General features: G+C 25.9%; 20 protein-coding genes. All 20 read right to left on the bottom strand.

The features are described 5' to 3' along the window. Positions 1 to 196: 196 nt before the first annotated feature. On the bottom strand, positions 197 to 1,243 hold the full coding sequence (locus CLOACE_RS11890; protein WP_242866359.1) for a hypothetical protein: 1,047 nt from the start codon (positions 1,241 to 1,243) through the stop codon (positions 197 to 199). Positions 1,244 to 1,973: 730 nt separating this feature from the next. Further along, entirely contained in the window at positions 1,974 to 2,939 is a 966-nt protein-coding gene (locus tag CLOACE_RS01210) for an ABC transporter substrate-binding protein (protein WP_070109216.1), read from the bottom strand. Positions 2,940 to 2,954: 15 nt separating this feature from the next. Further along, a complete protein-coding gene (locus CLOACE_RS01205) occupies positions 2,955 to 3,710 on the bottom strand; it encodes an ABC transporter ATP-binding protein (protein ID WP_070109215.1) in 756 nt (251 codons plus the stop codon). Next, positions 3,673 to 4,557, bottom strand: a complete 885-nt coding sequence (locus CLOACE_RS01200) for an ABC transporter permease (protein ID WP_070109214.1) — start codon at positions 4,555 to 4,557, stop codon at positions 3,673 to 3,675. Before CLOACE_RS01200 ends, CLOACE_RS01205 begins: the two co-directional genes overlap by 38 nt. Positions 4,558 to 4,907: 350 nt before the next feature. Continuing rightward, positions 4,908 to 5,744 (bottom strand): MBL fold metallo-hydrolase, encoded by an 837-nt coding sequence (locus tag CLOACE_RS01195; RefSeq protein ID WP_070109213.1) that lies wholly within the window; start codon positions 5,742 to 5,744, stop codon positions 4,908 to 4,910. Position 5,745: 1 nt separating this feature from the next. Next, positions 5,746 to 6,156, bottom strand: a complete 411-nt coding sequence (locus tag CLOACE_RS01190; RefSeq protein ID WP_070109212.1) for a VanZ family protein — start codon at positions 6,154 to 6,156, stop codon at positions 5,746 to 5,748. A 133-nt stretch (positions 6,157 to 6,289) separates the two neighbouring features. Continuing rightward, the gene (locus tag CLOACE_RS01185; protein ID WP_070109211.1) at positions 6,290 to 9,637 is read right to left on the bottom strand and encodes a DEAD/DEAH box helicase family protein; all 3,348 of its coding nucleotides are present in this window, start codon (positions 9,635 to 9,637) and stop codon (positions 6,290 to 6,292) included. A 54-nt stretch (positions 9,638 to 9,691) separates the two neighbouring features. Beyond that, positions 9,692 to 10,276, bottom strand: a complete 585-nt coding sequence (locus tag CLOACE_RS01180; protein ID WP_242866358.1) for a restriction endonuclease subunit S — start codon at positions 10,274 to 10,276, stop codon at positions 9,692 to 9,694. 39 nt (positions 10,277 to 10,315) lie between these two features. Next, on the bottom strand, positions 10,316 to 11,302 hold the full coding sequence (xerA, locus tag CLOACE_RS01175) for a site-specific tyrosine recombinase/integron integrase (protein ID WP_070109210.1): 987 nt from the start codon (positions 11,300 to 11,302) through the stop codon (positions 10,316 to 10,318). A gap of 120 nt (positions 11,303 to 11,422) precedes the next feature. After that, a complete protein-coding gene (locus CLOACE_RS01170) occupies positions 11,423 to 11,935 on the bottom strand; it encodes a hypothetical protein (protein WP_070109209.1) in 513 nt (170 codons plus the stop codon). Next, entirely contained in the window at positions 11,935 to 12,963 is a 1,029-nt protein-coding gene (locus tag CLOACE_RS01165; RefSeq protein WP_070109208.1) for an AAA family ATPase, read from the bottom strand. The genes CLOACE_RS01170 and CLOACE_RS01165 overlap by 1 nt, the downstream gene beginning before the upstream one ends. 114 nt (positions 12,964 to 13,077) lie before the next feature. Beyond that, entirely contained in the window at positions 13,078 to 14,268 is a 1,191-nt protein-coding gene (locus CLOACE_RS01160) for a restriction endonuclease subunit S (protein ID WP_070109207.1), read from the bottom strand. Positions 14,269 to 14,294: 26 nt separating this feature from the next. Then, positions 14,295 to 16,097, bottom strand: a complete 1,803-nt coding sequence (locus tag CLOACE_RS01155) for a hypothetical protein (RefSeq protein WP_070109206.1) — start codon at positions 16,095 to 16,097, stop codon at positions 14,295 to 14,297. A 167-nt stretch (positions 16,098 to 16,264) separates the two neighbouring features. Then, complete coding sequence (locus CLOACE_RS01150; RefSeq protein WP_070109205.1) at positions 16,265 to 17,722, bottom strand: type I restriction-modification system subunit M; 1,458 nt, start codon at positions 17,720 to 17,722, stop codon at positions 16,265 to 16,267. Between the two features lie 238 nt (positions 17,723 to 17,960). Continuing rightward, positions 17,961 to 18,116: a hypothetical protein gene (locus tag CLOACE_RS11700; RefSeq protein ID WP_175429418.1), complete on the bottom strand. Its 156-nt coding sequence runs from the start codon at positions 18,114 to 18,116 to the stop codon at positions 17,961 to 17,963. Between the two features lie 108 nt (positions 18,117 to 18,224). Further along, entirely contained in the window at positions 18,225 to 18,812 is a 588-nt protein-coding gene (gene cobC / locus CLOACE_RS01145; protein WP_070109204.1) for an alpha-ribazole phosphatase, read from the bottom strand. Between the two features lie 237 nt (positions 18,813 to 19,049). Beyond that, the gene (locus CLOACE_RS01140; RefSeq protein WP_070109203.1) at positions 19,050 to 19,652 is read right to left on the bottom strand and encodes an RIO2 family protein; all 603 of its coding nucleotides are present in this window, start codon (positions 19,650 to 19,652) and stop codon (positions 19,050 to 19,052) included. 443 nt (positions 19,653 to 20,095) lie between these two features. After that, positions 20,096 to 21,763 carry a ribonuclease J gene (locus CLOACE_RS01135; RefSeq protein ID WP_070109202.1) on the bottom strand — a complete coding sequence of 556 codons (1,668 nt, stop codon included), beginning with the start codon at positions 21,761 to 21,763 and terminating at the stop codon, positions 20,096 to 20,098. A 228-nt stretch (positions 21,764 to 21,991) separates the two neighbouring features. Then, entirely contained in the window at positions 21,992 to 25,099 is a 3,108-nt protein-coding gene (locus CLOACE_RS01130; RefSeq protein ID WP_070109201.1) for an AAA family ATPase, read from the bottom strand. After that, positions 25,099 to 26,256 carry an exonuclease SbcCD subunit D gene (locus tag CLOACE_RS01125; RefSeq protein WP_070109200.1) on the bottom strand — a complete coding sequence of 386 codons (1,158 nt, stop codon included), beginning with the start codon at positions 26,254 to 26,256 and terminating at the stop codon, positions 25,099 to 25,101. The genes CLOACE_RS01130 and CLOACE_RS01125 overlap by 1 nt, the downstream gene beginning before the upstream one ends. Positions 26,257 to 26,284: the final 28 nt, after the last annotated feature.

Below are 26,284 nucleotides of genomic sequence, written 5' to 3'. Positions count from 1 at the left end.
CTTGACAAACCCATGCACTCCATCTCCTGTTATTATTAAGATGGGCTTAAGGCTGATTTTGACTATTGTCAGTCCTATTCTACATGATTTTTTCACAGGGGTGTTGCATTTAATATTGCAATTTAAGAATATATTATTTAGATAAAAAATGCATTGGCAAAGCTACCAATGCATTTTTTACTCTAATTCCCCATATTTATCTTTGTAAAGCACCCTCTGGTACAGCAATATCATCAATTTCTAAATTTTTAATTTTGCAATAATATTCTAAAAATTCTTTTGAAAATTCTTCATCTACAGTACCTTTTTTTATCTCAAAAATTCTTTTAAGCACTTGAGCTGCTTGAATATCTGTTAAATATCTATGAGTTCCACTTCCAAAAGTAATATTTTTTGGTTTATTAGGATTAAAATAATAGTCCCAAAACTTCAACTTTTTAGCTTCATTAAGGGATAGTTTTAATTTATATTTAGAATCTGAACCTAAATATCCTTTTTCTTTATTATTACCATTATAATTTCCATCTACTAAAAATACAGCAAAAATAAATCTATCTTTATCTTTAGCATTTGGAAATCTTGTTGTAAGCAAAACTAAACTACTGTTAGTAATATTTCTTAACTTCTTTGGATTTCCTTTATTAACACCACTTTGAATAGTACCTGTATAAGCACGCCAATTTTTTAAAATTTGACTTTCTGCACATATAGCTCCATTTTCTTCATAAAATTTATCTAGTTCTTCTCTAGATATTTCACCATTTAAATATTTATAACACTGACACTGTGGATTAGAACACACTTTACGCTTTGATTTTTTAATATTATATTCAATAATTTTATCACTACAAGCACCTTTATATCCTACAATTTCTTCACTATTGCCACCATCACAATAATTACACTTAAAAGCAATATTATTCCTGTTTGAAGCTTTATTATTAGTGTTTTTTGAATGTTTTGCTTCATCAACCATAGCTTTTATCATTTTTTCTTTTTTAAGTTTTTCCTCAATTTTCTTATTTTCAGCTTCCCTTTGAATAATTATATTTTTATCTTTTTCAACTTGCTTTAGAAAAGATTTGTCCTCTAATTCTAAAAATGGACCAAAAGCAGATGGATAAGAAAATTTTTTTTCATCTTCAATATTATCAAATAATACTGTTACATAGTTATTTTCAAGATCTACTATTTGTCCTTTACCAAAAACTTTATGCTTTACTACTTGATCACAAAGGTCCACATCTACACCTCCAATAATAATCTTATGAAATAACTTGTCATGTATTTTAGATTTTCATCCTATGCTAATTAGAAAATCCTATATTTAAATTGAAATTTTTTATGCCATTTATATATTTGTATAAATAATTTTATAATGCTTAATAATATAACTATCTATCTTATTCTGCCATAAATTTTTTCAGGAATATCTATTTCTAATAATTAAAACAACACTGGAAATTTTTTTGAAATGTTCATTTTTTTAACTATATAAAATAACGCCTTTCTGCCTATTAAATATAAACAAATGGGCGTTTTATTTATAAAAATGGATTTCGCTTGATTTGAACCAATTAAAGCTACATTGGTATTTTAAGAAGTAATCTACAAATTCAAGTTAATCACTTGATAAATAGTTAATTTACTAAGATGAGAGTCTCTTATTAACCCTAACTTATAATTATCACATTGTACTAAAATTATAATTTATTATTATTTTATACTCTTAATTCCCCTTATATTAGTATACATTAATTTCTTATTTATGTCAATACAGTTATGAATACTGCTTTTGCAATTAATTCCAACATGCTGTACAAACTTATATATTATCATTCTATATCTCCTGTTTACTAATTATAGTTTAGTATCTTTTATATAACAAAACATATAGGTAGTTATTAGAAAATTAAAAACAAATTGTTTTTAATTTTCTAATATGCTAACTATATGTTTTGTTATATTAAAAATTATTCAGATTTAGTTTTTATATATTTAACATTATTCATTGATGGTTTTTCAATATTCAATTTTTTCAAACTATCTTCATTAATATATACATCTGTTTCATCAGATATTTTAATTGGCATTTTAGAAATATCTTCTCCTTTTAATACTGCCGCTGCCATTTTACCTGTTTGGTAACCTAATTTGTAATAATTAATTCCTACAGTAGCTAAAGCCCCTGCTTCTACACTTCCTTTTTCCGCTGCAATTATAGGTACTTTTGCTTCTAATGTAGTTTTAGCAATTATAGGCATTGATGATACAACTAATTGATCTGTAGGTACATATAATACATCTATTTTCTTTACTAAACTAGCTATATTACTATTTACTTCATTTGTACTTGTTACTCCTGAAGGTATAATTTCATAGCCCTTAGCAACTTTTTTTAATTCATTTAATTGAACTTCTGAATTTACTTCACTTGTATTATATATAAATCCTATTTTCTTTGCATTTGGTACAAGTTTCTTTATTAAATCCAACTGTTTTTCTACAGGTAAATAGTCTGAAGTTCCTGATACATTGGTTTCAGGTTTTTCTATGGATTTAACTAATTCAGCTTTTACAGGATCTGTAACAGAACTAATCATTATTGGTATTTTCTTTGTTGTGTTATATGCTCCTTGTGCTGCAGGAGTACCTATAGCAAAAATTAAATCTTTCTTTTCTGAAGAAAATTTCTTTGCAATAGTTTGAGATACCGCTATATCTCCTTGAGCATTTTGATAATCTATTTTCATATTTTCTCCATCTTTATATCCACTTTCTTCAAGTGCCTTTATAAATCCTTGTCTATTTTCATCTAAAGCAACATATTCTACAATTTGGCTTATTCCTATATTTACTACATTCTTTTTATCTGCTGTTTTTGCACATCCTGTTAACATACCAGCTATTATTAATACTCCAACAATTATTTTTTTCATAATACATTCTCTCCTTTATACTGCATATTCGAATTTTTTTAATATATCTTCTACAGTTATTTTTTTCTTTTCTTCTACATCTAAATCTAAAATAATTTCACCTCTATGCAACATAATAAGTCTATTGCCATACTGTATTGCATCTTTTAAATTATGAGTTACCATCAATGTAGTAATGTTTTTTTCTTTTACAATTTTTTCAGTAAGTTTCATAACTTCATTAGATATTTTAGGATCTAAAGCAGCTGTATGTTCATCTAACAATAATACCTTGGGATTACATATGCTAGCCATTATTAATGACAATGCTTGTCTTTGTCCTCCTGAAAGATATTTAACCTCTACATCTAAAAGCTTTTTTAAATCTAAAGATATTCCATCTAATAATTCTTCTAGATATTCTGTTTTATATCTAAGACAATATTTAAAATTAATTAACTTTCCTTTGTTTAATGCTAAACTCAAGTTTTCTCTTACTGTCATAGAACCGCATGTACCTAAATTTGTATCTTGAAAAACTCTACTTATAATTTTAGTTCTTTTATGTTCAGGCATTTTGGTTATATCCTTGCCTTGAAGTAAAATACTTCCTGAAGTTTCTTCCACTATTCCTGAAATTATATTTAATAATGTGGACTTCCCTGTACCATTGCTTCCAATTATGCTTACAAAATCACCTTTATTAATGTTTAAATTAAGATTTGTAAACAATTTATTTTCTCCCATATGTGCATTATGAAAGCTTTTTGATAAGTTTTGAATTTTTAACATTTAAAACCCTCCTTCCATGTTTTCTGTTTTTAACTCCACCTACAGCTAAAAATGCAATAATTACTAGGGATGTTATCATCTTTAAGTCAACTGGTGTAAGTCCTACATTCATAGCAAAATATATGGTAATTTGATAAATTAATGTACCTAAAATTACAAGAGTTGTTTCTTTAATAAACATTTTCTTTTTAATTATAGATGTTCCAATAATTATGGAAGCTATTCCTAAAACTAATGTGCCAATACCCATAGAAACATCTGCAAATCCTTGATATTGTGCCATTATACTTCCTGAAAGTGATATAAGTGCATTTGAAATCATAAGACCTAATATTTTTATTCCTCCTACTTCTATTCCTAAAGATTTAATCATTTGCGAATTATCTCCAACACCTTTTAATATATATCCTAATCCAGTTTTTAAAAATAAATCCATAATGATTTTAATTACTGCAACAAAAACAAAAGTAATTATTAGTGGATTAAAATCATAAAATATATTTACTTTACTAAAAATAGGGATATTTGCCTTACCCATAATTCTTAAATTCAATGAATATAAAATACCCATTACTAAAATTCCAGAAAGTAAATTTGATATTTTAAGCCTTACATGAAGCACTCCTGTTATTAACCCTGCCATTGCTCCAGCTAATAAAGCAACTAAACTAGCTGTAATAGGGGATACTCCTTTTTTCAACATTATAACTATTATTGCTGCTCCTAATGTAAAGCTTCCATCTGCAGATAAATCTGGAAAATCCAAAATTTTATAACTTATATACACTCCTAGCACCATAATTGATAATATTAAACTTTGTACTACTACACCTGTTAATACTTCCATAAAGATTCTCCTCTCCATTTTTTGTATATAAAAAAAGCCACTGGACATTTCCTGTGGCTTTTAAAAATACATAAACAAAAAAACGTAAAAGCCACATAGATTATCTACGTGGCTTTCTATAAAAATTAACGAAAAACTTATATTTATAGCCAACATAGATACAAACCTTTTAATGCAAATAATTGCTGGGGGTTTGTACCTATGTTAATTTTTTAGGTACAAACCCTATCTAAATTGGCTATTAAAAACAACTTGTACTGGTACGTTTAATAAGTTTTTCATAATTAATTCCTCCTAAAATTTTATTATTAGTAGTTTATCATCTTAATTTATTAATGTCAAGGATTTTTTTAAATTTTAATTATATTACCCGTATTATTATATACAAATTTTTTACCAAATTGTTCTTTAATTTCTTCCATAGCATTTTCTCCTGTACAATGAGATAATCCTAAAACTTTTATGTGTTTTTCTTTTAAAAATTTAATAGTATTATTTAATCTTAGTTCATCACAACCTACTAAATGAGTTCCTCCAACTACAGCATAAATAGGCATATTAGTGCGTTCCATTATAGTTTCTAAAATATTAACTATTCCTATATGTGAACAACCTAATATAATTATTAAACCTTTATCAGATTTAACCCCTAATACAATTTCATCATGAAAATTATCAGGTATATAATTGTCATTTTGTTTTATTTTAAAAATCTTACTTATTGATTCAAAATCATTATATTTTTCAAAATTAGAAAATATCATTATATCCTTAGTAATATAAGCTACATCTTCTTCTATATATTTTATTGGAATATTATTTTGATTAACAAATTCCTCATCAAATGCATTTCCAATATATTTATAATTTCCTTCCTTTGTGGTTTTATATTTACTATTAAAAAATCCTTTACCTAAAATTAATTTATATGGCTTTTTAAACTTATCCACAAATTTTCTAAATCCGCCACTATGGTCATAATGACCATGACTTAATAAAACATAATTTAACTTGCTTAAATCAACTTTTAATAACTGTGCATTTTCAATAAAATCACCACTTTGACCAGTATCAAATAAAATTTTAGTTTTATCAATTTCTATGTAAAGAGATAATCCATGCTCATTATGTAATTTGGAATTAATACTAGGGTTATTTTCTATAAGAGTTGTTATTTTTAAATTCACTTTAATCACCACATTCCATATTTTTTAGTCTATCCTCGCACTCTAAGTTATATTTTTTATTCAAATATTCACATATATAATAACAAATAATTGCTCCTAATATTGTTGCAATTATATCCTTAATATCAAATGTCATACTTGTATAATATTGTTCTAGTTCATAAATAAGAGTACCTGCAGAACAAGCTAAAATTGTAGATTTAATTGCTTTTTTATCTATTTTTTGACTTACATATAAAATAAAAAATACTGCGCCTATAATATAAAAAAAGTTAGGTGCTGAATCCGCTATTCCAAAATCATTTATATTATTGTTGTATATATAATTTCTATAAGATGATTTAGAAATGAAGCCTAGTATAGTATTAATTACTGCTATAATTAAATAAATTTTCTTGATTTTATTTTGCATAAATGTCTCCTTTTTACTTTAAGAACAAATGTAGATTAACCTTAATTAACAATGTCATGTACCAATTATTATACAATAAAATTCAATTAACTTCAGTAAAATTTGTATTAGCAATAAATCACTTTATTTTTTACTAAATAATTCTTTCAGCATTATTTTTAATTTCAGCAACTTTACTCATTATGCTTTTAGCATCATTCATATTATCTTTAAACAATGTAGAAATATTTCCAACTGTTCTAAATGGATCTTCCATAAGAACTCTATTATCATCAATTAATCCATTTTTAACTACATAATTAATTATGAGTTTTACAAAATGTATCTGCTTAGTATTTAAATTTTTATTATTTAAAAATTCAGAAAATAATTCATTTGCAGTATTTCTGTCTAAGCCTACTATTTTTCTTACAAGTTTGTTAACTGGCATATTTCCAAACTCTTTTTCATAGTCTGATTTTGTTCCAAGCTCTTTCCACATAACAAATTCAAGTGTTTCTAAATCTTGCTTTGTTAGCTTCTTATTATTTTTAAGCTTATATATAGCAAGTTCATCTTCATGTTCCTTAAGATAATATTCAACTTTCTTTTTATAATTTTTAAGATTATTAATATTATACATAGCTGCATGAGATTCTTCATTTATTACCATATCTTCAAAATTAGTATAATAAATCTTTTGATTAGTTTTCTCCAAATACTTTAAAAGTTCCCTTAAAGCTTGTCTAACTTCATCTAATTCAAACAAATCCACATCTTCCCAAAATTCAGTTGTTCTAACTTTATCTATAATGTATTTTTGTTCATGAACCTGTGGTATAGTTCCGAGTTTTGATAAACTTTCTGCTGTTTCTATAACACTTTTTATTGGTCTTGTTGCATTATTACATTGAAGATTTGCAATTTCTATTGTATACATTAATATATCAAATCTTTTTGCAAATTCATCATCATTTAATGTTGTTATAAGTGGAGATACATATTCTTTAATATCCCTTGTATTAACAGCTCCAAGACTTTTCCATTCTTCTTTATTTTTATATTTTTGGACATACTTTAAATTCATTTTTACCATGAAATTATCTTCATTTAAGTTATTTACAGCATCAAGTACATCTTTTAATAATTCACTTCTATGTTTAACATACTCTTCATCAGAATATTTCAAATCCTGAAGTTCTTTTATTAAGTCAACTTTAAGATTAAATATTCTTTCACTTAAAGTCTGTGCCATATTAACTTCAAATCCTTTTGGATTCATTCTGAAAAATTCAAAATTATTGCAGAAATCAAATATTAAAAACTTATCCTTATTTTGTCCAATACCTAATAAATCTTCACAAAGTCTTGTGCCTCTTCCTATCATTTGCCAAAATTTAGTCTTAGACCTTACTTTTTTAAAGAAAATAAGATTTAAAATTTCTGGAATATCAATACCTGTATCAAGCATATCAACACTTATTGCTATTTGTGGCAATTTATATTTATCAGAGAAATCATCAATTAAACTTTCTGCATAATTAATTTTATTATCTATAACTTTTGCATAATTTGTACCAAGCTCTGGATATAATTTATCAAATCTTTCTTTAATAGCTTCTGCATGTTTATGGCTTTTAGCAAAAATTATAGTCTTTCCAAGCTTTTCATTTCCTTCAATTCTTAATCCTTTTTCCATAAGCTTATTTAAAACTAAATCTATTGTGTTAGAATTAAACAACCATTGATTAATAGCTGAACTGCTTATTTCTTCACCAACGTTTTCATCCTCATCAAATTTATCTTCATATTCTTCCTTATCCTCATCAGATAATTCATCATATTTAATTCCATCTTCCATTATCTTAGACTTAACTTCTATGGTTTCATAATCTACAAGAAATTCATCTTCAACTGCCTTTTCAAATTCATAAGCATAAGTAGGAACTCCATTTTCCATATCAAAAATAGTATAGGTATTCTTGTCTACTTCATCTTTTGGGGTAGCTGTAAGTCCTACTAAATATGCATCAAAATAATCAAAAATAGCTTTATATTTTTTATAAATACTTCTATGTGATTCATCAACAATAATTAAATCAAAATGACCACAGGTAAATAACCTTTTGCCATCTTTAGATTTAGTATCATCAATGGCATTCATCATTGTTGGATATGTAGAAAAAATCATTCTTGATTCCTCTGGATTATCCCTATTATCTAATAAATTGCATAATGAAAGGTCTGGAAGCAGTTTTGAAAAATTCTTTTTTGCCTGTTTAACAAGAGCTGTCCTATCTGCTAAAAATAATACATTCTTTATCCAATTATGTCTGCTTAGCACATCAACTAATGAAATTGCAGTTCTTGTTTTACCAGTACCAGTTGCCATAACTAATAAAAGTTTTCTCTTTCTTTTTTCTAAATCCTCACAACATGCAGTTATAGCTTCCTTTTGATAATATCTATCTGATATTTCGCCTTTTATATTGATACTTATTAAACTTTTCTTTTGAGTTCTTCTGTCAATCATAAGTTGTAATTCATCTTTTTTAAAGAATCCGTAAACTCTTCTTTCAGAATAGCAATTATAGTCATCCCAAATATATGTTTCAAATCCATTAGTAAAGAAAATTACAGGCCTAATATCATATTGCTTTTCCAAACAATCAGCATATAATTTAGCTTGCTGTTGCCCTACTTTAGGATCCCTGCTTGTTTTCTTTGCTTCAATTACAGCAAGTGGTTTTCCATCATCACCATATAAAGCATAATCAGCATATCCCTTTTCTGCATTATTAGGCATACCAAAAAGCTCTATTTCCTCACCAATATCTTTATTAAAATCCCATCCAGCAAGTTTAAGTTCCACATCTATATAAATCTTTCTTGTTTTAAACTCACTTATTTCATCTATATTAAAATTATAATTTTCTGTATTATCTTTTCTCTTTTGAGTTATTTCTTTTCTAAGTTCCTTATTTTCATTTATAATATCTTCAATTTTTTTATCTTTTGAACTTAATTTATCATATAAATCTTTAAGTTCTTCTGGTCTTACCCTTTTTTCTTCCCCTTGAAGTAAACTATTCTCATCAAATTGTTTTTCTGCATAATCATTACCATAACAATAATCTATCCAATCAATAAATTGATACAAATTATGTAATGACAAAACTGCCTCTTCCCTTGTTATATTTTTATTAGTATGTACCGCTAAATTACCTAATTTAATAACAAACTTTAACAAAGGCAACATTTCACTATGAATAAGTTCTGTAAAACTTCCATTATGTATTAAACTACTTATATTATCTTGATAAGGTAATATTAAATCTTCATCAAAACTATATACCCATTTAACAGCAAGTTCCAAAGCACGTCTACTTAAAATAGCACAAGTAGCTGGACTTACTAATATACTCTTTTCTGCTTCAATGCATGCATTTGAAAAACTATTAAATTCTTTTTTAAATTTTAAAAATTCAAAGTTAGTACACAAAAACCCATACCCCCCTTAATGTGAAAGTATTCCTTATACATATTTTATCATAATTTAAAATATTTTGGCATACAAAAAAGCCTTGGACTTCTCCAAGACTTTCTCCATATTATTAAATTTCAATTTGTCGACTTGTTTAACGAAGTCTGCAAATTGATTTTGATGTGCTAAATCTGGTAAAAGTATTTCTAATCCTTTTAGCATTGATAAGTTTAAATTTTTCTGCCTCACGCCTCTTTGTTGACTCTTATAAAACTCTTTACCTATTTGTATACAATAATATACATAAACTGTATTTACTAAATTCTCATTTAAATTAGCATATGCTATAGCTTGATTACAACTACACTCAATCATATTTATTGTAGATTTTAATGCAGCAGTATCATACATTCCTAATAATAAACTTCCAATTGGAATTATCTTTGCTGAAGATTCTTTTATAGCTGTCTCTGTTATCTTTTCTATACTATCAAAACAGTACATATTGTTTAGTTCACCAGAAGATAGCCAAGGTATCGTTCCATTATAATATTCATTATTAGAACGTGATGGTGTACCACCAGTTTTCCAATCTCCAATTTCGCCTAATTTCACTTTAGGTAAGCCCTTTTTATTGCTAACTGGATATCCAAACATCTCGATAAATCTCGATTTGACTTTATAAACTAAAAAACACTATCCAATATACTTTCTATGTGAAATCTTAACATTATTTTGATTTACCATTGCATATTGAAGGGTTGTATCTATTTTCTGATGTCCTAAAAGTTGTTGTACTTGTTCTATAGGCATTCCTTTATCAATGGCTCTTGTGGCAAGTGTTCTTCTAAATTTATGTGGATGTACTTTATTAATATTAAGTTTTCTTCCAAGTTTTCTTAATCTAATTTCAACCCCACTAATATTTAACCTATTATATGGTTTTATTAGTGATACAAATAATGCTTTATTATCATCAACTCTACTATCAATATAATTTTGTAAATGTATTTTGGTTTTTGCATCAAAATAAACTCTTCTTTGCTTATCACCTTTTCCTTCAACAATACATTCTCTTTCATTGAAATTTATATCATCAATATTTAATTTTACCAACTCACCAACACGTATTCCAGTGGAATTTAGCAAGTCTATAATTGCGAGATCTCGTATTTCTTTGCAATTATCACGCATTATTTCTAAATTTTCATCTGTATATATTTCTTTCACAATCTTTCCAGTTCTTATTTTATGAATACGCCTTACTGGACTCTTTAAAATATAATTTTCGTCCTCAAGCCATGAAAAGAATGTTGATAAAATTCTTCTAATATTATCAATGGTAACCTTACTACAATTGCTTCTTCTATAATATTCTGCTAAATATCCTCTTAAATCTTCTGTTGTAATATGCTTAACTGGTTTATCTAATGTTTTTAACATATTTTCTATGGTGGATTTATAATACTTAAGAGATTTTTTTGAGCATCCTTCTACTCGCTTTGCACAAATAAACAAGTTGCAATAATCTACTTCTTCATTCTCTAAATTTCTAGTATTAGTTTTATTTATAAAAGCTAATCCTTGCAACTTTCTCAATAAAACTTTGTGAAGCTCCTCCATTTGCATATTATTAAGTAAATTTATCATTTCCTGTTCAATTTCAATAATAAGTTTTTCCATTACAATCTTCTCCTTTTAAAGTTTTAGATTGTAATATTATTGACATTTACTGGTTAAAATTATCATTTTATATTAGGAAAGTATGTTATAGAAACCTGTAAGACAACTTAGTTAAAGATATTATTTTACAACACATTTAACTAAATTATATTTATTAGCAATCTCATCATTCATTACAATAACTTCACTTTTCCAAATGGTATTCTGATATGACAATTTCTTTTTTAATGCATCTGATATAGGTAATAACCATTCTATTTCGTGACCTTTAATGACAAGAATAAACTTTAACTTTATTTTACTATTATCTAATTCAAAAAAATTATTATTTATTTCTCCATAATCCTTATTTCTTTTTAATATAGTGGAATAATATAAGTTAAAAGAATGTATAAATTTATCTGAAATTTCTTCTATAAATTCATTAAAACGTATAATATTATGTTTTGTAGGTCTCGGTGAACTTGATTTTGCTTCAATAAAATTTAGCTCATTTTCATTTCTTAAAACAACGAACTCTACAACTTTTATTCCAGCTCCTATTTTATTATGTAGTTTGGACTTTTCAATTTTAAATATTTTATCTTCCTGAAAATCACCAAAAATCATATTGGATTCATTTATTTGTACCATTATTCCATCGCCCTCTCAACTTCATCTTTGTACAATTGAATAAAGGTATCCATAATTGTGTTATTTTTTAAATCTCCAAAATTAATATTATTTTCACATTTTACACCATCGTTAGTTTTGTACAATGAATAATACATAATTTCATCATTTTCAGATCGTTTTACTTCAAAGTACTTTGCAAAAATGTAATCATGTGTAGTTAGAAAAATTTGAACTCCATTTTTCTGTAATTCAATTAATATTTCTACTAAATCTGGAATAAATTTAGGATTAATATTAGCTTCTGGCTCATCCCATAGAAGAATACTATTTTCCGTTATATTTTCATTCATTAAAAGCTGCCATAACAAACCTATTTTCTTTAATCCCTCTGCTTCAACTGCAAAATTAACCATCTCATCATTACTTTTTTTTACATAAAATTCTTCATTTTCAATAACCACTTTACCATCCATCATCTTTTCGAGAATTGGCAATACCTTTAATGCAATCTTAGGAGGTTCTTTTAATTGCCACTGACCAGCTATTTTTATAATATCAATCAATGTTTTGTCAAATGGAAATTCATTAAATTTATCAGCCATTGACACAAGCCCTTTTGAATGCGTAAGCATATCTTTTGCTGGAATGAATGTACAATTGATTTCCTGTGATGGATATGATATTTCATATGAACATTCATCATCACTTCCGAATGTTGAGCTTATTCTATTAATATTAAGATCTAATTTTCCCATTAAATATTTTTTGTCTGATTTATTATCAATATTTGAAGCTTTTACTTCTAAAAATAATGGTTTAAGTTGCTTAACAAAAAAACTATTATTAATATTAACAGATTTAAAATATTTTGAAATATCCTCTATATTTTTGCTTTTAGAAATTTGAATGGCTGCATAAATTGCTTTAAGTAATTGTGTTTTCCCTGTTCCATTTTCCCCCATTATTACATTTATACCTTTTGAAAAATTGACTTTAAGACTTTTAAAAACAGTAAAATTTCTTAATTCAACACTTTCAATACTCACAATCACATCACTCCTTATTACCCATAAGGTATATTATTTATTTTTTCTTATATTATATATTGTAGCCTGCCCATTTAAAATAAAGTTAATAGTGATTATTCCACCATACCATTATTAATTAAATAATTCTCCGTTGAAAGCCTTTTGCATTAGTGAATTAAAGTTGTCCTCTAATTCTTTTAAGCTATTCTCCATTTCAAATTTCAATTTGTCGACTTGTTTAACGAAGTCTGCAAATTGGTTTTGTAGTTCTATTGGTGGTACTGGAATTTCTATATTTTTAAACTTATCCATTGAAACATTATACATAGACCCACTTGTACCTGTTGATTGTGCAGAAAACTCCGCTCTTATAGATGATTCACTCAATATATATTTCATATAAAACACATTTACCCTATCAACAAACAACACCTTCCATAACTTATCAGGAAGCAATAAATCAGGATAATCCTTATGAATAATACAAGTTGCTCCAACCATTTCACGTGTATTCGCTCTACTAAATAGTAAATCACCTTTTTCTGGAAAAACGTACTTTTTAATCTCTACAGCATCACTTATTACTTTGTATTCATCAGATTTAAAATAGCCTTGTGTCACAGCACTAACCTTTAAAACGGCTTTTTCACCTTCTCTTTTTTCTCTTGCTTCACCATTGGCACTCCATCCTGCTGTTATACTTTTTACAATACCTCCTATAGTGTCTTTATTCCACCCTTTAGGATTGCTTGCCGGATCACCAAACATCTCGATAAATCTCGATTTAATCAATTCATCTAAAGCTTCTATTTGAGCTTTTCTCTTATCTATTAAAGATTGTGCTTGCTCTAATACTTCTACTATTTTTTTTTGTTCTTCTTTATCCTCATGTATATCAACCTGAAATTCTGAAAACTGAGTTTTATTTATTATAGGTACTACTGGTGCATTTGCTATTGCCTCAAGTCTTTGTTTATTGACCATAAGCACATATGCCAAATATTTAGATGAAATTATTTTTTTATTATGAATTATTGAATTTATTTGTTGATTAAATGCAGCCTTTTCTTTATTAATTGCTATTTTACCAATACTACCTATACATGTAATCAATAAACTGTCTTTAGGCACAATCCTTGCCTTTTTTTCAGCTTTATTAGAAATATATTGTTTTGAATGTTCTATTTCTGTAATATTATTATTAATATCATCTGGTTTTATAAACATAATATCTTTAGAATCATAAAATTCATTGTTTTTTTTGCTTGGTGTATTTCCAGTTAATATTTCTCCTAATTCATATATTTTATATCTAATAAGCATAGCTATACTCCTCAACCATTTTTTATTTATTCGATAAATAAGTACTTTGGTCTACAAATATTAACCAAATCATTATCCTTTAATTTTTTGCCAATATTATTAATATATTTTTCATATGTATATTCTATTGAATTTAATATTTCTTCAATAGTTAAATACGGATTATTTTTCTTATAATGTATTATCACACCTAAAATATTATTGTTATATTGATACAACCTTAATGTTTTATAATTAATATTTCTAATGTCTCTATTTCTTGAATGTATTAAAATATTTCTATATCGATAAATTCTAATTAAATCCATCTCTACTTCTATAGATACACTTTTTATTAATTTATTTCTGATTTTCTCATTAAATAGTAATGTACCTATTTCAGATATATTTCTCTTTAGAACATCATTAAATGCAAATTCTTCAACTATCTCTTCCCCTTTTTTGCAAATAAACCTTATAAATTTTTCTAGATCATATCTATATTCATCATTATCAATTCTACAATTTTCTATTACTTCACTAATGATTTTATAATTTGAAGCTTTATATTGATTTAAACTATTCCAAAATAAATTTATTTTATCTTTTAATACATACAAACAACAAACCTTGGGAACTATATCTTTTGCTTTAGATATTATACTATCTCCACCGTGAAATGTTAGCATGTACTCAAGAACAGACCAAAGATTTATTAATCTATTTTCTTTAGATTGCTGTTTTTGCCCTTTAATTATATTTATAGTTCTTTGGATATTAGGTATTTCATCAACTCCTATTTTTTTTATATATACCTTGTCCCTATAAGATATAAAATCTTTTATATCTCCCTTTTCCCTTCTCTCTGATTCATGGAAAAGTATATTTTCATCGTACATTTCTTTTCTTAATTTTTCATAAACACCTTCTGATACTTTAACTACTATCTTATCATTTAGAATTATCTCACTATCATCACTTAAATAATTTATCATTTGAAAATATGATACTATAGAATCAATTATTATTTCCAATCCTTTATAATAATCTTTAGCCTTAATTTGTATACTGTAAGCATTAACTTCTTGTCCATATTGAAGATATTTCTTTGTTTCTTTATTATCTTTATCATTTATTAATCGTAATGCACTAAAACTTTCTTTTACCATTATTAAATTACAATTCAAATATATTTTTTCTGGTAATGATGTCTTACTTTTTATAGTTAAATAATACTTAAAATTACTATCTTCTTTAAATAAACTACAAAATAAATCAATTATTTCATCTATATTTTTACCTTTAATTCTAGTTAACTCCTTTGAAATGTAGTAATTATACCATTTTTGTAAGTATTTCAATGAAAAACCATCATACAATAATTCACTAATTATGGCTTCAATAACTTCATCTACTTCTTTATAGCTATAAATATTTTTAATTACTTCCACTAAATATTTATATATATTATCATTATCTATTTTCTTAACTATGGATTTACATTTATTATAAATTTTTATTTCATTAAATTGATTTAAAGTTCCACTTTGAACCTTTTCTAAATCTTTTATTAAAAAATTTATTTCCTCTTTGTATATATTTTTCTTATAAAAAACACTTTCATTTAAATAAAAAATTATAGCTACTATTAAATCTTTTTTAGCCTTTATAAGAAGTTTATTTTCTACATTATGAATAATATCCTCATAAATATTTATATAATCTAGTAATAATTCTCTTATGCTTGGTTGAAACCTTTTGGATAAAATTTTATTTTCATTTGATATATATTTTTTAAATGCAAAAATGAAATATTTTTTAGCTAAAAAATTTTTTTCTTGTATATTCATCTGTCACCTCTAATTATTATACTTTTACCTTTTTATTACATATTCTTGACAAACATAGTATAATATTATATCATAATTCATATACTATTATTAGAGAAGAATGAGTGCCTCTCGCATGAAAATGGGTTACCATGGTAATTCCCCTCATGATGATTGCACTCTTTATTTTATCTTTCTATCATTCTTTCTAACTCATCTATTCCTTCAGTTATCTTCTTCTCTAGCTTCTTTACTCTCTCTAATATAACTTTAGGCTCGTCATAAACTACTTCCTCATATTCTATTTCTTTATATCTATTAATAGATAAGTCATATCCATTTTCTTTTATTTCATCTACTGGTACAAAAAAAGATTGTTCTGTTCTTTTTCTATCTACTTCTTTATCTAAATTATTAAATCTTTCAATTATATCTGGTATATCATTTTCTTCTATTTCATTTCTTTTATCGTCTAATGAATATCCATCTGCTTTCATATCATAGAACCAAACCTTATCAGTGCCACCAGTGCCAGTTTTTGTGAATATCATAATTGCTGTGGATACTCCGGCATAAGGTTTAAATACTCCACTTGGCATAGATATTATGGCTTCAAGTTTATTTTTATCAACTATTTCTTTTCTTATATCCTTATGTCCTTTTGTAGAACCAAATAATACTCCATCTGGAACTATTGAAGCACATCTTCCGCCAGTTTTTAGTATTCTTAAAAATAATGCTAAGAATAATAGCTCTGTTTTCTTTGTTTTAGTAACTTTTAAAAGATCTGCTGATACCGCTTCATAATCTAAGCTACCTTTAAAAGGAGGATTTGCTAAAACTAATGTATATTTTTCATTATCTTTATTAGTTTCTGATAGTGAATCTTTATATTCAATATTAGGGTTGTCCACTCCATGTAGCATCATGTTCATGGCACCAATTCTAAGCATTGTCCTATCCATATCAAATCCATTAAACATCTTATTATTAAAATGTTCTTTTAAACCTTGAACTAAAAATAAATCATTATGATGAGTTCTTAAATATTCTTCAGCTCCAACTAAGAATCCTGATGTACCCATTGCTGGATCCACTATTATATCCTCTGGTGTTGGTTTCATTAACTCTGCCATCATTTTTATTATGTGTCTTGGAGTTCTAAATTGACCATTAGTTCCTGCTGTTGCTACTTTGGATAGTAAATATTCATAAAGATCTCCCTTAACTTCCTTATCATCTATTTCAAGCTTGTCTATTGCATCAACTATTTTTGATAGCATAAGTGGAGTTGGTATTTTAAACATAGCATCGGACATATATTTTGAGTATGCAGATTGTTTGTCTCCATGAATATTTTTTATAAAAGGAAACACTTCTTCTGATACTATTCTATACATTTCCACAGCTTCTTGATTTTTAAATTTACTCCATCTTAAATACTGCTTATCACTTGGAAATATTCCTTCAAATGGTACTCCTAGTAATTCTGCATCTCTTTCTGATGATGTTTCATTGTCATCTAGGTCTTTTATGAATAAAAAATATGTAAATTGTTCTATAACTTCTAATGGATTAGTAATACCGCCTGTCCAAAATATTTCCCAGATTCTATCTATTTTGCTTTTTAGTTCGCCTGTAATCATTGTACTTCCTCCAGCTTTCTACTTTTTATGATAATTTTATTTAACATTTTATCTACTATTATTTTCAAAAATAAAGTCAGATTAACCTTAGTTAATAAGTCTATCTACAAATTATTATACAACAAAATTCAATTAACCCTAAGCGCTTTACAATAAAACTTGCATTGAATATAAATCTATTTTAATTATTCAATCTCTAAATCTATGAACAACAAAAAAAGCAGCATATTCTGCTGCTTTAAAATCCCCTTCTCTTTGCTTCTTCTCCACTTTCATTCGTACCTGGCTCTTCTATAGTTGTATTAAAACTATTCTGTGCCCTTTGATTTTGAGTTCTATGTCCATTAGCTTTATAATTTTCTTTAGTCCATTCTCTTTTATTATGCTTTTTCACAATATCACTCCTCAACTACATTTCTCATAAATAGTATATGTTTTTTTATACTAATTAATCATTGAAGAATGTATTGCTATACTTTTTAAGATTACCTAAGTATTTCAATCATTCCGCATGTACTATAAAATCCACAAACCAATTACCATATTCATACTTTATCAAAGACACATCACCATTTTTAGATGCAAACTTCCAAAACAAATCCAAGTTCTCTCCTAATATGTAAGCATAAATACTTCTTATAACTCCACCATGAGTAATTATTAACACATTTTCTAAATCCAATTTTTCAATAGATTGAATAAATTTCTTTACTCTAGCATAAAAATCCACATAACTTTCTCCTTTAGGTGGAGCGTATTCTTTCCAATCCTCACTCCAACATTTCCATTCTAAAGGATAAAGTTTTTCTAATTCTTTATAAGTTTTTCCTTCAAATATGCCTAAGTCCATTTCATTTATATTATTATCTATTATAAAATCTTTATTATGTTCAATTATAATATTTGCAGTTTGTTTTGCTCTTTTACTATTACTTATGTATACTTTATCAAATTTTATATTTTTTAAATATTCTTTAGCTTTTTTTATTTGCTCTATTCCTTTTTCATTTAAACTGCTATCTAAACTTCCATAATATACTTTTTTATTATTGCTTTCTGTTTCACCATGCCTTAAAAGATATATATTCATATTTATCACCTTTTAAAATTATACCATTAAGTTGTTGAATAAAAAATAATTTTAAATAATCTATACAAAAATAATAATACCATCACCATAAAGAAATTTTGGAATTAATTTGAATGAATTTTAGACACTCTTATAAGAAAAAATAAAAAAACTCCGTAATTCATCACAAGACGTGATGATCCAATTTCCGCACCAAGGACGGTGCATAAATTGGGTAGGAGTTTTTTTACTTTTTATTTAAATGTAACCTAAACTTTTTGCTTCTAAAAACCATTCCTGATACAAATCTGGTCTTTTATATTTTACTATTTTTAAAAACTTTTTTAATACTTTTAATTTACTCAATCCCTTCATTAAATGAGTTGGGTAAGGCTTGTTTCTACTGTAACATCCCTTGGGATCTATTACCAATAAAGAACCATCCTTTTGAACAAATATATCTTTACATCTAATATCTATTTTAGTAAATCCTAATTTTTTAAACTCATCTAAAAGTTCTAATATTTTTAATGCTAGTTCTTCACTCATACCTTTTCTTCTTATATAATTTTTCATATTTTCCCCAGCTACGTAGTCCCTAATCATATAAATGCCCATGCAACTATATACTTTGGGAAAATACTTTGAGCCTTGAACTCTTTCTAATATATAGTATTCTTCCTTACAGCTAACATCAGTTTTACATATTTTATATACTTTCCCATCAGGTCTTAAATACACCTTTCCATTGTGTCCTTCTCCTAAAAACTTACAATTTGTCAAGTCTAAATCTGCATTACTTCTATATAAAAACCTTAAAGCTATTTCTTCTTCTAACTTAAATTTATTTTTTTTACCCATTTTATCATCCTTCTCTATATAATATCATTAATTATTTATATTAATTTCTTCATTTACTTATGTATTTTAAATGTAGCCACTATTTATTTTTATAATAAATTTCTGAATAAAAAATAATTAAATATAATTTTCATAAAAATAATAATACAGTAGCATAAAGAAATTTTGGAAATAATTTGAATGAATTTTAGACACTCTTATAAGAAAAAATAAAAAAACTCCGTAATTCGTCACAGGACGTGACGAGCCAATTTCCGCACCAAGGACGGTGCATAAATTGGGTAGGAGTTTTTTTATTTTTTATTATTAGAGTGTCTTAATGAGATGATTTATTTACAAAATTTCTTTATGCTACTGTATTATTATTTTTATGAAAATTATATTTAATTATTTTTTATTCAACAATTTATTATAAAAATAAATAGTGGCTACATTTAAAATTTCTATATTTCCATTATTATAGATAGTATTATAGGCTTTCTTTTAGTTTTAGAATATAGAAAATCTTTTAAATCATTTTTTATGTTAGATTTTATTACTGCCCATTCTGTAATATTGTTGTCTAAACATCTATTTAAAGATTTCTTAACTATTTCTTTAGATTCTAACATTAATTCTTCTGATTCTCTTATATACACAAATCCTCTAGAAACTATATCAGGACCTGCTAATACATTAAAGGATTCTTTTTCAATAGTTATAACTACTGTTAATATTCCTTCTCTAGATAAAAATCTTCTATCCCTTAAAACTATATTTCCTACATCTCCTACACCTAAACCATCTACAAGTATTTTTCCTGAAGGAACTCTTTTAGCTTTTTTTGCACTTTTATTAGATAGTTCCAGTGTTTGTCCTGTATCCAAAATAAATATCTTTGATTTATTCATTCCCAATTTTTCTGCTAACTTAGCATGTAATTTTAAATGTCTGTATTCACCATGTATAGGTACAAAAAATTTAGGCTTCAATAAAGTGTGTAGTAGCTTTAATTCTTCTACAGAGGCATGTCCAGATTCGTGTATTTTTTCTAGCTCTTTATAAATTACACTAGCACCTTTTTTGTATAATTCATTTATTACCTTAGATATAAACTTTTCATTTCCAGGCACTGGTGCTGAAGATATTACAACTAAATCTCCTTTTTTTACTTGTATTTTCTTATGCACTGAAGAAGCAATTTTATATAAAACTGACATAGGTTCTCCTTGATTGCCTGTAGTTATAATTGTTATTTCATTATCAGGATAATTACGTTCTTCATCTATATTTATTAAGTTTTCTTTAGGAATTTTAATATATCCTAATTCTATGCAAGTATCTGCAATTACTTCTAAGCTTTTACCTGTTATAGCTACTTTTCTATTGTATTTTACTGATGTATTTATAATTTGCTGCATTCTTTGAATATTAGCAGCAAAGTTTGCCACAATAACTCTGCCTTTAGCATTGTAAAAAATTTTATCAAAGACTTCTTCTTCTACACTTTCTGATAAACTATAGCCTTGCTTTTCCACGTTTGTACTATCTGCTAATAGTAGAAGTAGTCTCTTTTTTCCTAATTCTACAATCTTGTTTATATCCATTTTTTTTTCATAAGTGGGTGTATAGTCTATTTTAAAATCCCCTGTATGAAGCACTGTGCCTACAGGAGTGTATATTGCAATAGCACAAGAATCTGGAATACTATGGCTATTTTTTATAAATTCAATTTTGAAATTTTGAAATTTTATAATTTTTTCTGGTTCTACAATGTTTAATTTGCTTTTGCTTAATATTTTGTGTTCTTTTAATTTGTTTTTTACTAATGCAATAGTTAATTTCGTGCTATATACGGGAACATTTATTTCTTTTAATAAATAAGGTATAGCACCTATATGCCCTTCATGTCCATGGGTTAAAAATACTCCTTTAATTTTGTCTTTGTTGTTTTTTAAATAAGTTATATCTGGTATAACTATGTCCACACCTAACATTTCTTCATCTGGAAACATTAGTCCGCAATCTATAACTATTATTTCATCTTCATATTCTATAATAGTCATATTTTTTCCAAATTCGTCTACTCCCCCTAAAGGAATAACTTTCAATTTACTATTAGTTGATGTCAAAGTATTTCCGTTAAATAGGATTTACCAAAACTCATATTGTGTTTTTTACTGCAATTTTTAGTAAATCTATAACGGTTTTCACCTCCTTATTATGAATTTTAAAATATATAAATAATTATATTAAAAGTAACTTTTTGCCAAAGAAATATAAATATATAAATAGTATAACCTATGATTAATAAATTTTGCAATATGATTTATTGTATTTTTTTACATTTAAGATTATTATTACAAAACTTTAAATTCTGCTATGCTGCCTCTTTCTGTAGGGATTACTTCTAATCTAGCGTCTATTCTCTCTTTTAACTCTGGTACATGAGATATTATACCAACAATTCTTCCCTTTTGTTGAAGTTCCATTAAAGTTTTTATAGCATTGTCTAAGGATTCCGGGTCTAAGCTTCCAAATCCTTCATCTATAAACATAGTATTTAAACTAATTCCCCCTGAATAAGACTGTACTACATCGCTAAGACCTAAAGCTAAAGATAAAGAAGCTTTAAAGCTTTCACCTCCTGATAAAGTAGCTACTGGTCTAGCCATACCTGTGTTATTATCAAACACTTCTAATTCCAATCCTCCTTGAGCATTTTTTCTATCCCTTTGCAAAGTTCTATTTAAACTATATCTTCCATCACTCATTTTATTTAATCTATAATTAGCTGCTATAAGTATATCATCTAACAATATACTTAAAACAAATCTTTCAAAAGTCATTCCAAATAAATTTTTTCCATTAGCAGTATCAGATAAATCCCCAATTATATAGTAATGTTTTTCTTTTTTTTCTATTAAACTTTCTAAATTTAATACATCTTTTAATATAATTTCATTATCTTTTATTTTATTTTCATAGTTATTTTTTTCAGATAGTATTTCCATTCTTTCTTTTTCTAAACTGCTATTTCTTTTGTATATTTCTTTTATTTCTATAACTTCTAAACCTTCTGATTCTTTTAAAGCATTTTCATAGTTATCTTTTGCAGCACAAAAAGAAGCATCATAATCTTTAACTTCCTTTTCTAAAGATTTTATATTAGGCATATCTTCTTTAGCCTGAGAATAGCATTGGTATTTTTTAAAACCTTCATTTATCATTCTAGTTTTAAATTCTTCTTTTTCTTTTTTGTACTTTTTATCTATATCTTCAAAAGTTTCTATGGCAGTTTTATATACTGCTTTCAATTGTGCTAACTCTGTATTTAAATTTTGCAGCTCATTTTCACACTTTTCAAAATCACTAATTAATTGGTAACTTTTTTTGTTTAAATCTTTAATAGATTTGTTTAAATCCTTTTCTATTTTAATGTCCTTTGGTATATTTTTATCTATGTAATCTAATTTACCCTTTTTAGAATGATACTCTTCTTTTTTATGGGCATATTCCTTTTGTAAATTTTCTAATTTATTTTTCATGTCTAATATATATTTTTTTTCATCTTCTAATTGAATTTTTAATTTGTCTATTTCTTTTATGCTTTTTTCTAAATTTTTTATATTATTAGATGTTTCTTCTATAGATTTATTTAATGCATCTATACTTAAATTGTAATAATCTTTTAAATCTTTTTTTATATCTATAATAGAATTTTCTAAACTATTTTTATCTACACTTAATTTATCCCATAAATTTTTTTGATTTTCCTTTTTCTTTTCCAATATTTCCATTTGTTCTTTTCTATATTTTAATTTTTCTTCTGTAGGTATATTTTGTTTTTTTTCTGCTTTGTGAGGATGCGATTTAGATCCGCAAACTGGACACGCCTCTCCTGTTTTTAAGTTTTCTGCTAATATAAAAGCTTGACCTTGGCTCCAAAGACTTTGTAGTTCTGTATACTCTGATTTTGCTATAGTATAATTTCTATGTATTTTATCTAATTTTTCTTTTTCTATATTGTAATTTTCACATATTTTTTTATATTCACTTTCTAAATTTTTACAATGCTGTAGCTTTCTTAATATATTGATTTCCTTTTCTAAATTAATATTTAATTCCATTAATTTATTTTCATAATCTCTTAATTTATTTACATTAGAAATTATTTCATCTATTTTATTTTGTTTTTCTTTTATTTCAAATATGCTATATTCCATATTCTTTTCTATATTGTTTAAATCTTTTTCTAAACAGGTAATTTCATCCTTTAAATTATTTAGTGCTTTCACATCATTTTTTAAACTTTCTAATTGCAATATTTTCTTTTGAATTGACTCTACTTCTTTATTTTTCTCTTTTTGCTTATTAAATTCTTTTTCTTTTTCTAATATTTTTTCTTTTAAAATATTAATATTATTATTTGTATCTTTAATTTGTTTTTCCCAATGAGATCTATCCTCACTTCTGTGTTTAGCAATCTTTTCTATTTCAATTAATGTTACAGCTTTTCTAGCTGCTTCAATTCTCTTTCTTTTTATATCTATTTCTTCTTTTAATTTTTCAATTTTTTTTAAAGTTTTTTCTGTATTACCTTTATTTAGTAATTTTTCATTGTTTCTTTTTGCATCTTCTAGTTCTTTTTCTGATTTCTTTAATTCTTTAATTTTAATTTTAAGATTTTCTTCTATATTTTTTAATTTTTCTCTATCTTTTATTAGTAATTTTTCTAAAGTATTAATTTTATCTTTTGTATTTACTTTTTCATTAAATAGAATTTCCTTGTATTCTAAATCATCTTCATAGCATTTAACTCTATTTAAAATAGTGTTTTTTTCTGTTTTTTTATTTTGTATTTCCTGTCTTAATTTTTTTGCTTTATTTCTAAAAAATTCTTCTATATTTTTGTATTCTTCTGTATGAAATATCTTTTCTAAGATTTGCTGTCTTTCTTCACTTTTAGCAATTAAAAGTTCTCTAAATTTTCCTTGAGGTAGCATTATAACTCTTCTAAATTGATTACTTTGAAACCCTATAATTTCTTCAATCTTTTGTGTAACTTTACTTTGTCTAGATTCTACTACTTCCATTTTACCATTAATTTTCTTCCAAAGCACTGCTTCTGCTAATTGAATAGTAGTACCTTCCCCCTGTTTTTTAGCTCTCTCTTGCTCTGGTATTCTTTTTATTTTATAAAAATCTTCTTTTATTTCAAAATCAAATTCTACTTCTGTAATTTCATCTAAGCTTGCAAACTGGCTTCTCATGCTTTTTCCGTTTCTCTCATTTCCGCTAGTTTCACCATACAAAGCATAACATATAGCATCTAATATAGTAGTTTTTCCACTACCAGTAGGTCCATGTATTAAAAACATGCTTCTATTTTTTAATTTTGTAAAATCAATTTTCTGAACACCAGCATAACTTCCAAAAGATTTCATTACTAATTTTAGAGGCTTCACTATTTACTCACTCCCTTTTCACTGTAATATTCCTTAAGTAAATCTTCTAAAACCTGTTCTTTATCTTCTAGAAATTCTTTACCTGTAACTTGTGTATAAAAGGACTTAAATAATTTAATATGGCTCATATTATTAAAATTCTTATCTGGCAGTACTATTTCTTTATTTATTTCCTTTTTTAAATCCTCTCTATCTATTCTAAGCACATTAGGATATACTTGTCTAAGTTTTCCTATAGGATCCAATATAGCTCCTTCATCTAATAAATTAACTAATAAATAATCTTCTCTATTTTCATCTTCTGCTGCATCATTTATTATATCCTTTAAATGACCTTCTATATATCTTAAATCTCTTTTTGGCTTTAAACAAACTTGTTTTGTGCTTATTTCACCTTTTTCATCCATTTCTATAATATAAATGCATTTCTCTTGATTTACTTCTGAAAAAGAATATTTCATAAGAGATCCTGAATATTTTATATTCTCTTTAGTACACTTTTGTGGTCTATGTAAATGTCCTAATGCAGTATAATTAAAACATTCAAAATTATTATAATCTACAGAACTGGCACCGCCTACAGATAAAGGTCTTTCTGATTCACTTTCTTCTCCTCCTGTTACAAAGGCATGACATACTAATACATTTCTTTCATTATAATTTAAATTACATTTTATTTTATCAATAACAGATTTTATAGCATCATTGTGATTGTGAATATTTTCTTCTTTTAATAGTGCTTTTATAACTACTGGTTCAGTATAAGGTATAGTGTAAAAATTAACTTTTCCATAATTGTCTTCCAATGTTATAGGTGCAAAATTTAAATCAAATTTACCTTTTATAAATAACTTTCTTTCCTGTAACAATTTACTTCCAAAGTTTATTCTATCTGGGCTATCATGATTTCCAGATATACATATTATAGGTATATTAAAATCTATAAGTATTTTTGTAAAAACATTATCTAAAAGTTCTACTGCCTCTACTGGAGGAACAGACCTATCATATAAATCACCAGCTATTAATATTGCATCTGGATTTTCATTTTTTATAATATATATAAATTGCTGTAATATATAAAATTGATCTTCTGTTAAGTGTTTTCCATGTAGTATTCTTCCTAAATGCCAATCAGATGTGTGTATAAATTTCAATTTTTCCACCATCCTTTGTTATTTTTTT

Source organism: Clostridium acetireducens DSM 10703 (assembly GCF_001758365.1).
GTDB lineage: Bacteria > Bacillota > Clostridia > Clostridiales > Clostridiaceae > Clostridium_C > Clostridium_C acetireducens.
Note: the sequence above shows the minus strand (reverse complement) of the source record. Positions and strands in the feature narration are given on the sequence as shown.

Bases quoted from the DNA above. Each gene is read 5' to 3' on its own strand.
- CLOACE_RS01140 (WP_070109203.1), bottom strand. From the start codon at position 19,652: ATGGGTAAAAAAAATAAATTTAAGTTAGAAGAAGAAATAGCTTTAAGG.
- CLOACE_RS01155 (WP_070109206.1), bottom strand. From the start codon at position 16,097: ATGAATATACAAGAAAAAAATTTTTTAGCTAAAAAATATTTCATTTTT.
- CLOACE_RS01150 (WP_070109205.1), bottom strand. From the start codon at position 17,722: ATGATTACAGGCGAACTAAAAAGCAAAATAGATAGAATCTGGGAAATA.
- CLOACE_RS01170 (WP_070109209.1), bottom strand. From the start codon at position 11,935: ATGGTACAAATAAATGAATCCAATATGATTTTTGGTGATTTTCAGGAA.
- xerA (WP_070109210.1), bottom strand. From the start codon at position 11,302: ATGGAAAAACTTATTATTGAAATTGAACAGGAAATGATAAATTTACTT.
- CLOACE_RS01160 (WP_070109207.1), bottom strand. From the start codon at position 14,268: ATGCTTATTAGATATAAAATATATGAATTAGGAGAAATATTAACTGGA.
- CLOACE_RS01180 (WP_242866358.1), bottom strand. From the start codon at position 10,276: ATGTTTGGATATCCAGTTAGCAATAAAAAGGGCTTACCTAAAGTGAAA.
- CLOACE_RS01210 (WP_070109216.1), bottom strand. From the start codon at position 2,939: ATGAAAAAAATAATTGTTGGAGTATTAATAATAGCTGGTATGTTAACA.
- CLOACE_RS01205 (WP_070109215.1), bottom strand. From the start codon at position 3,710: ATGTTAAAAATTCAAAACTTATCAAAAAGCTTTCATAATGCACATATG.
- CLOACE_RS01200 (WP_070109214.1), bottom strand. From the start codon at position 4,557: ATGGAAGTATTAACAGGTGTAGTAGTACAAAGTTTAATATTATCAATT.
- cobC (WP_070109204.1), bottom strand. From the start codon at position 18,812: ATGAATATATATCTTTTAAGGCATGGTGAAACAGAAAGCAATAATAAA.
- CLOACE_RS01190 (WP_070109212.1), bottom strand. From the start codon at position 6,156: ATGCAAAATAAAATCAAGAAAATTTATTTAATTATAGCAGTAATTAAT.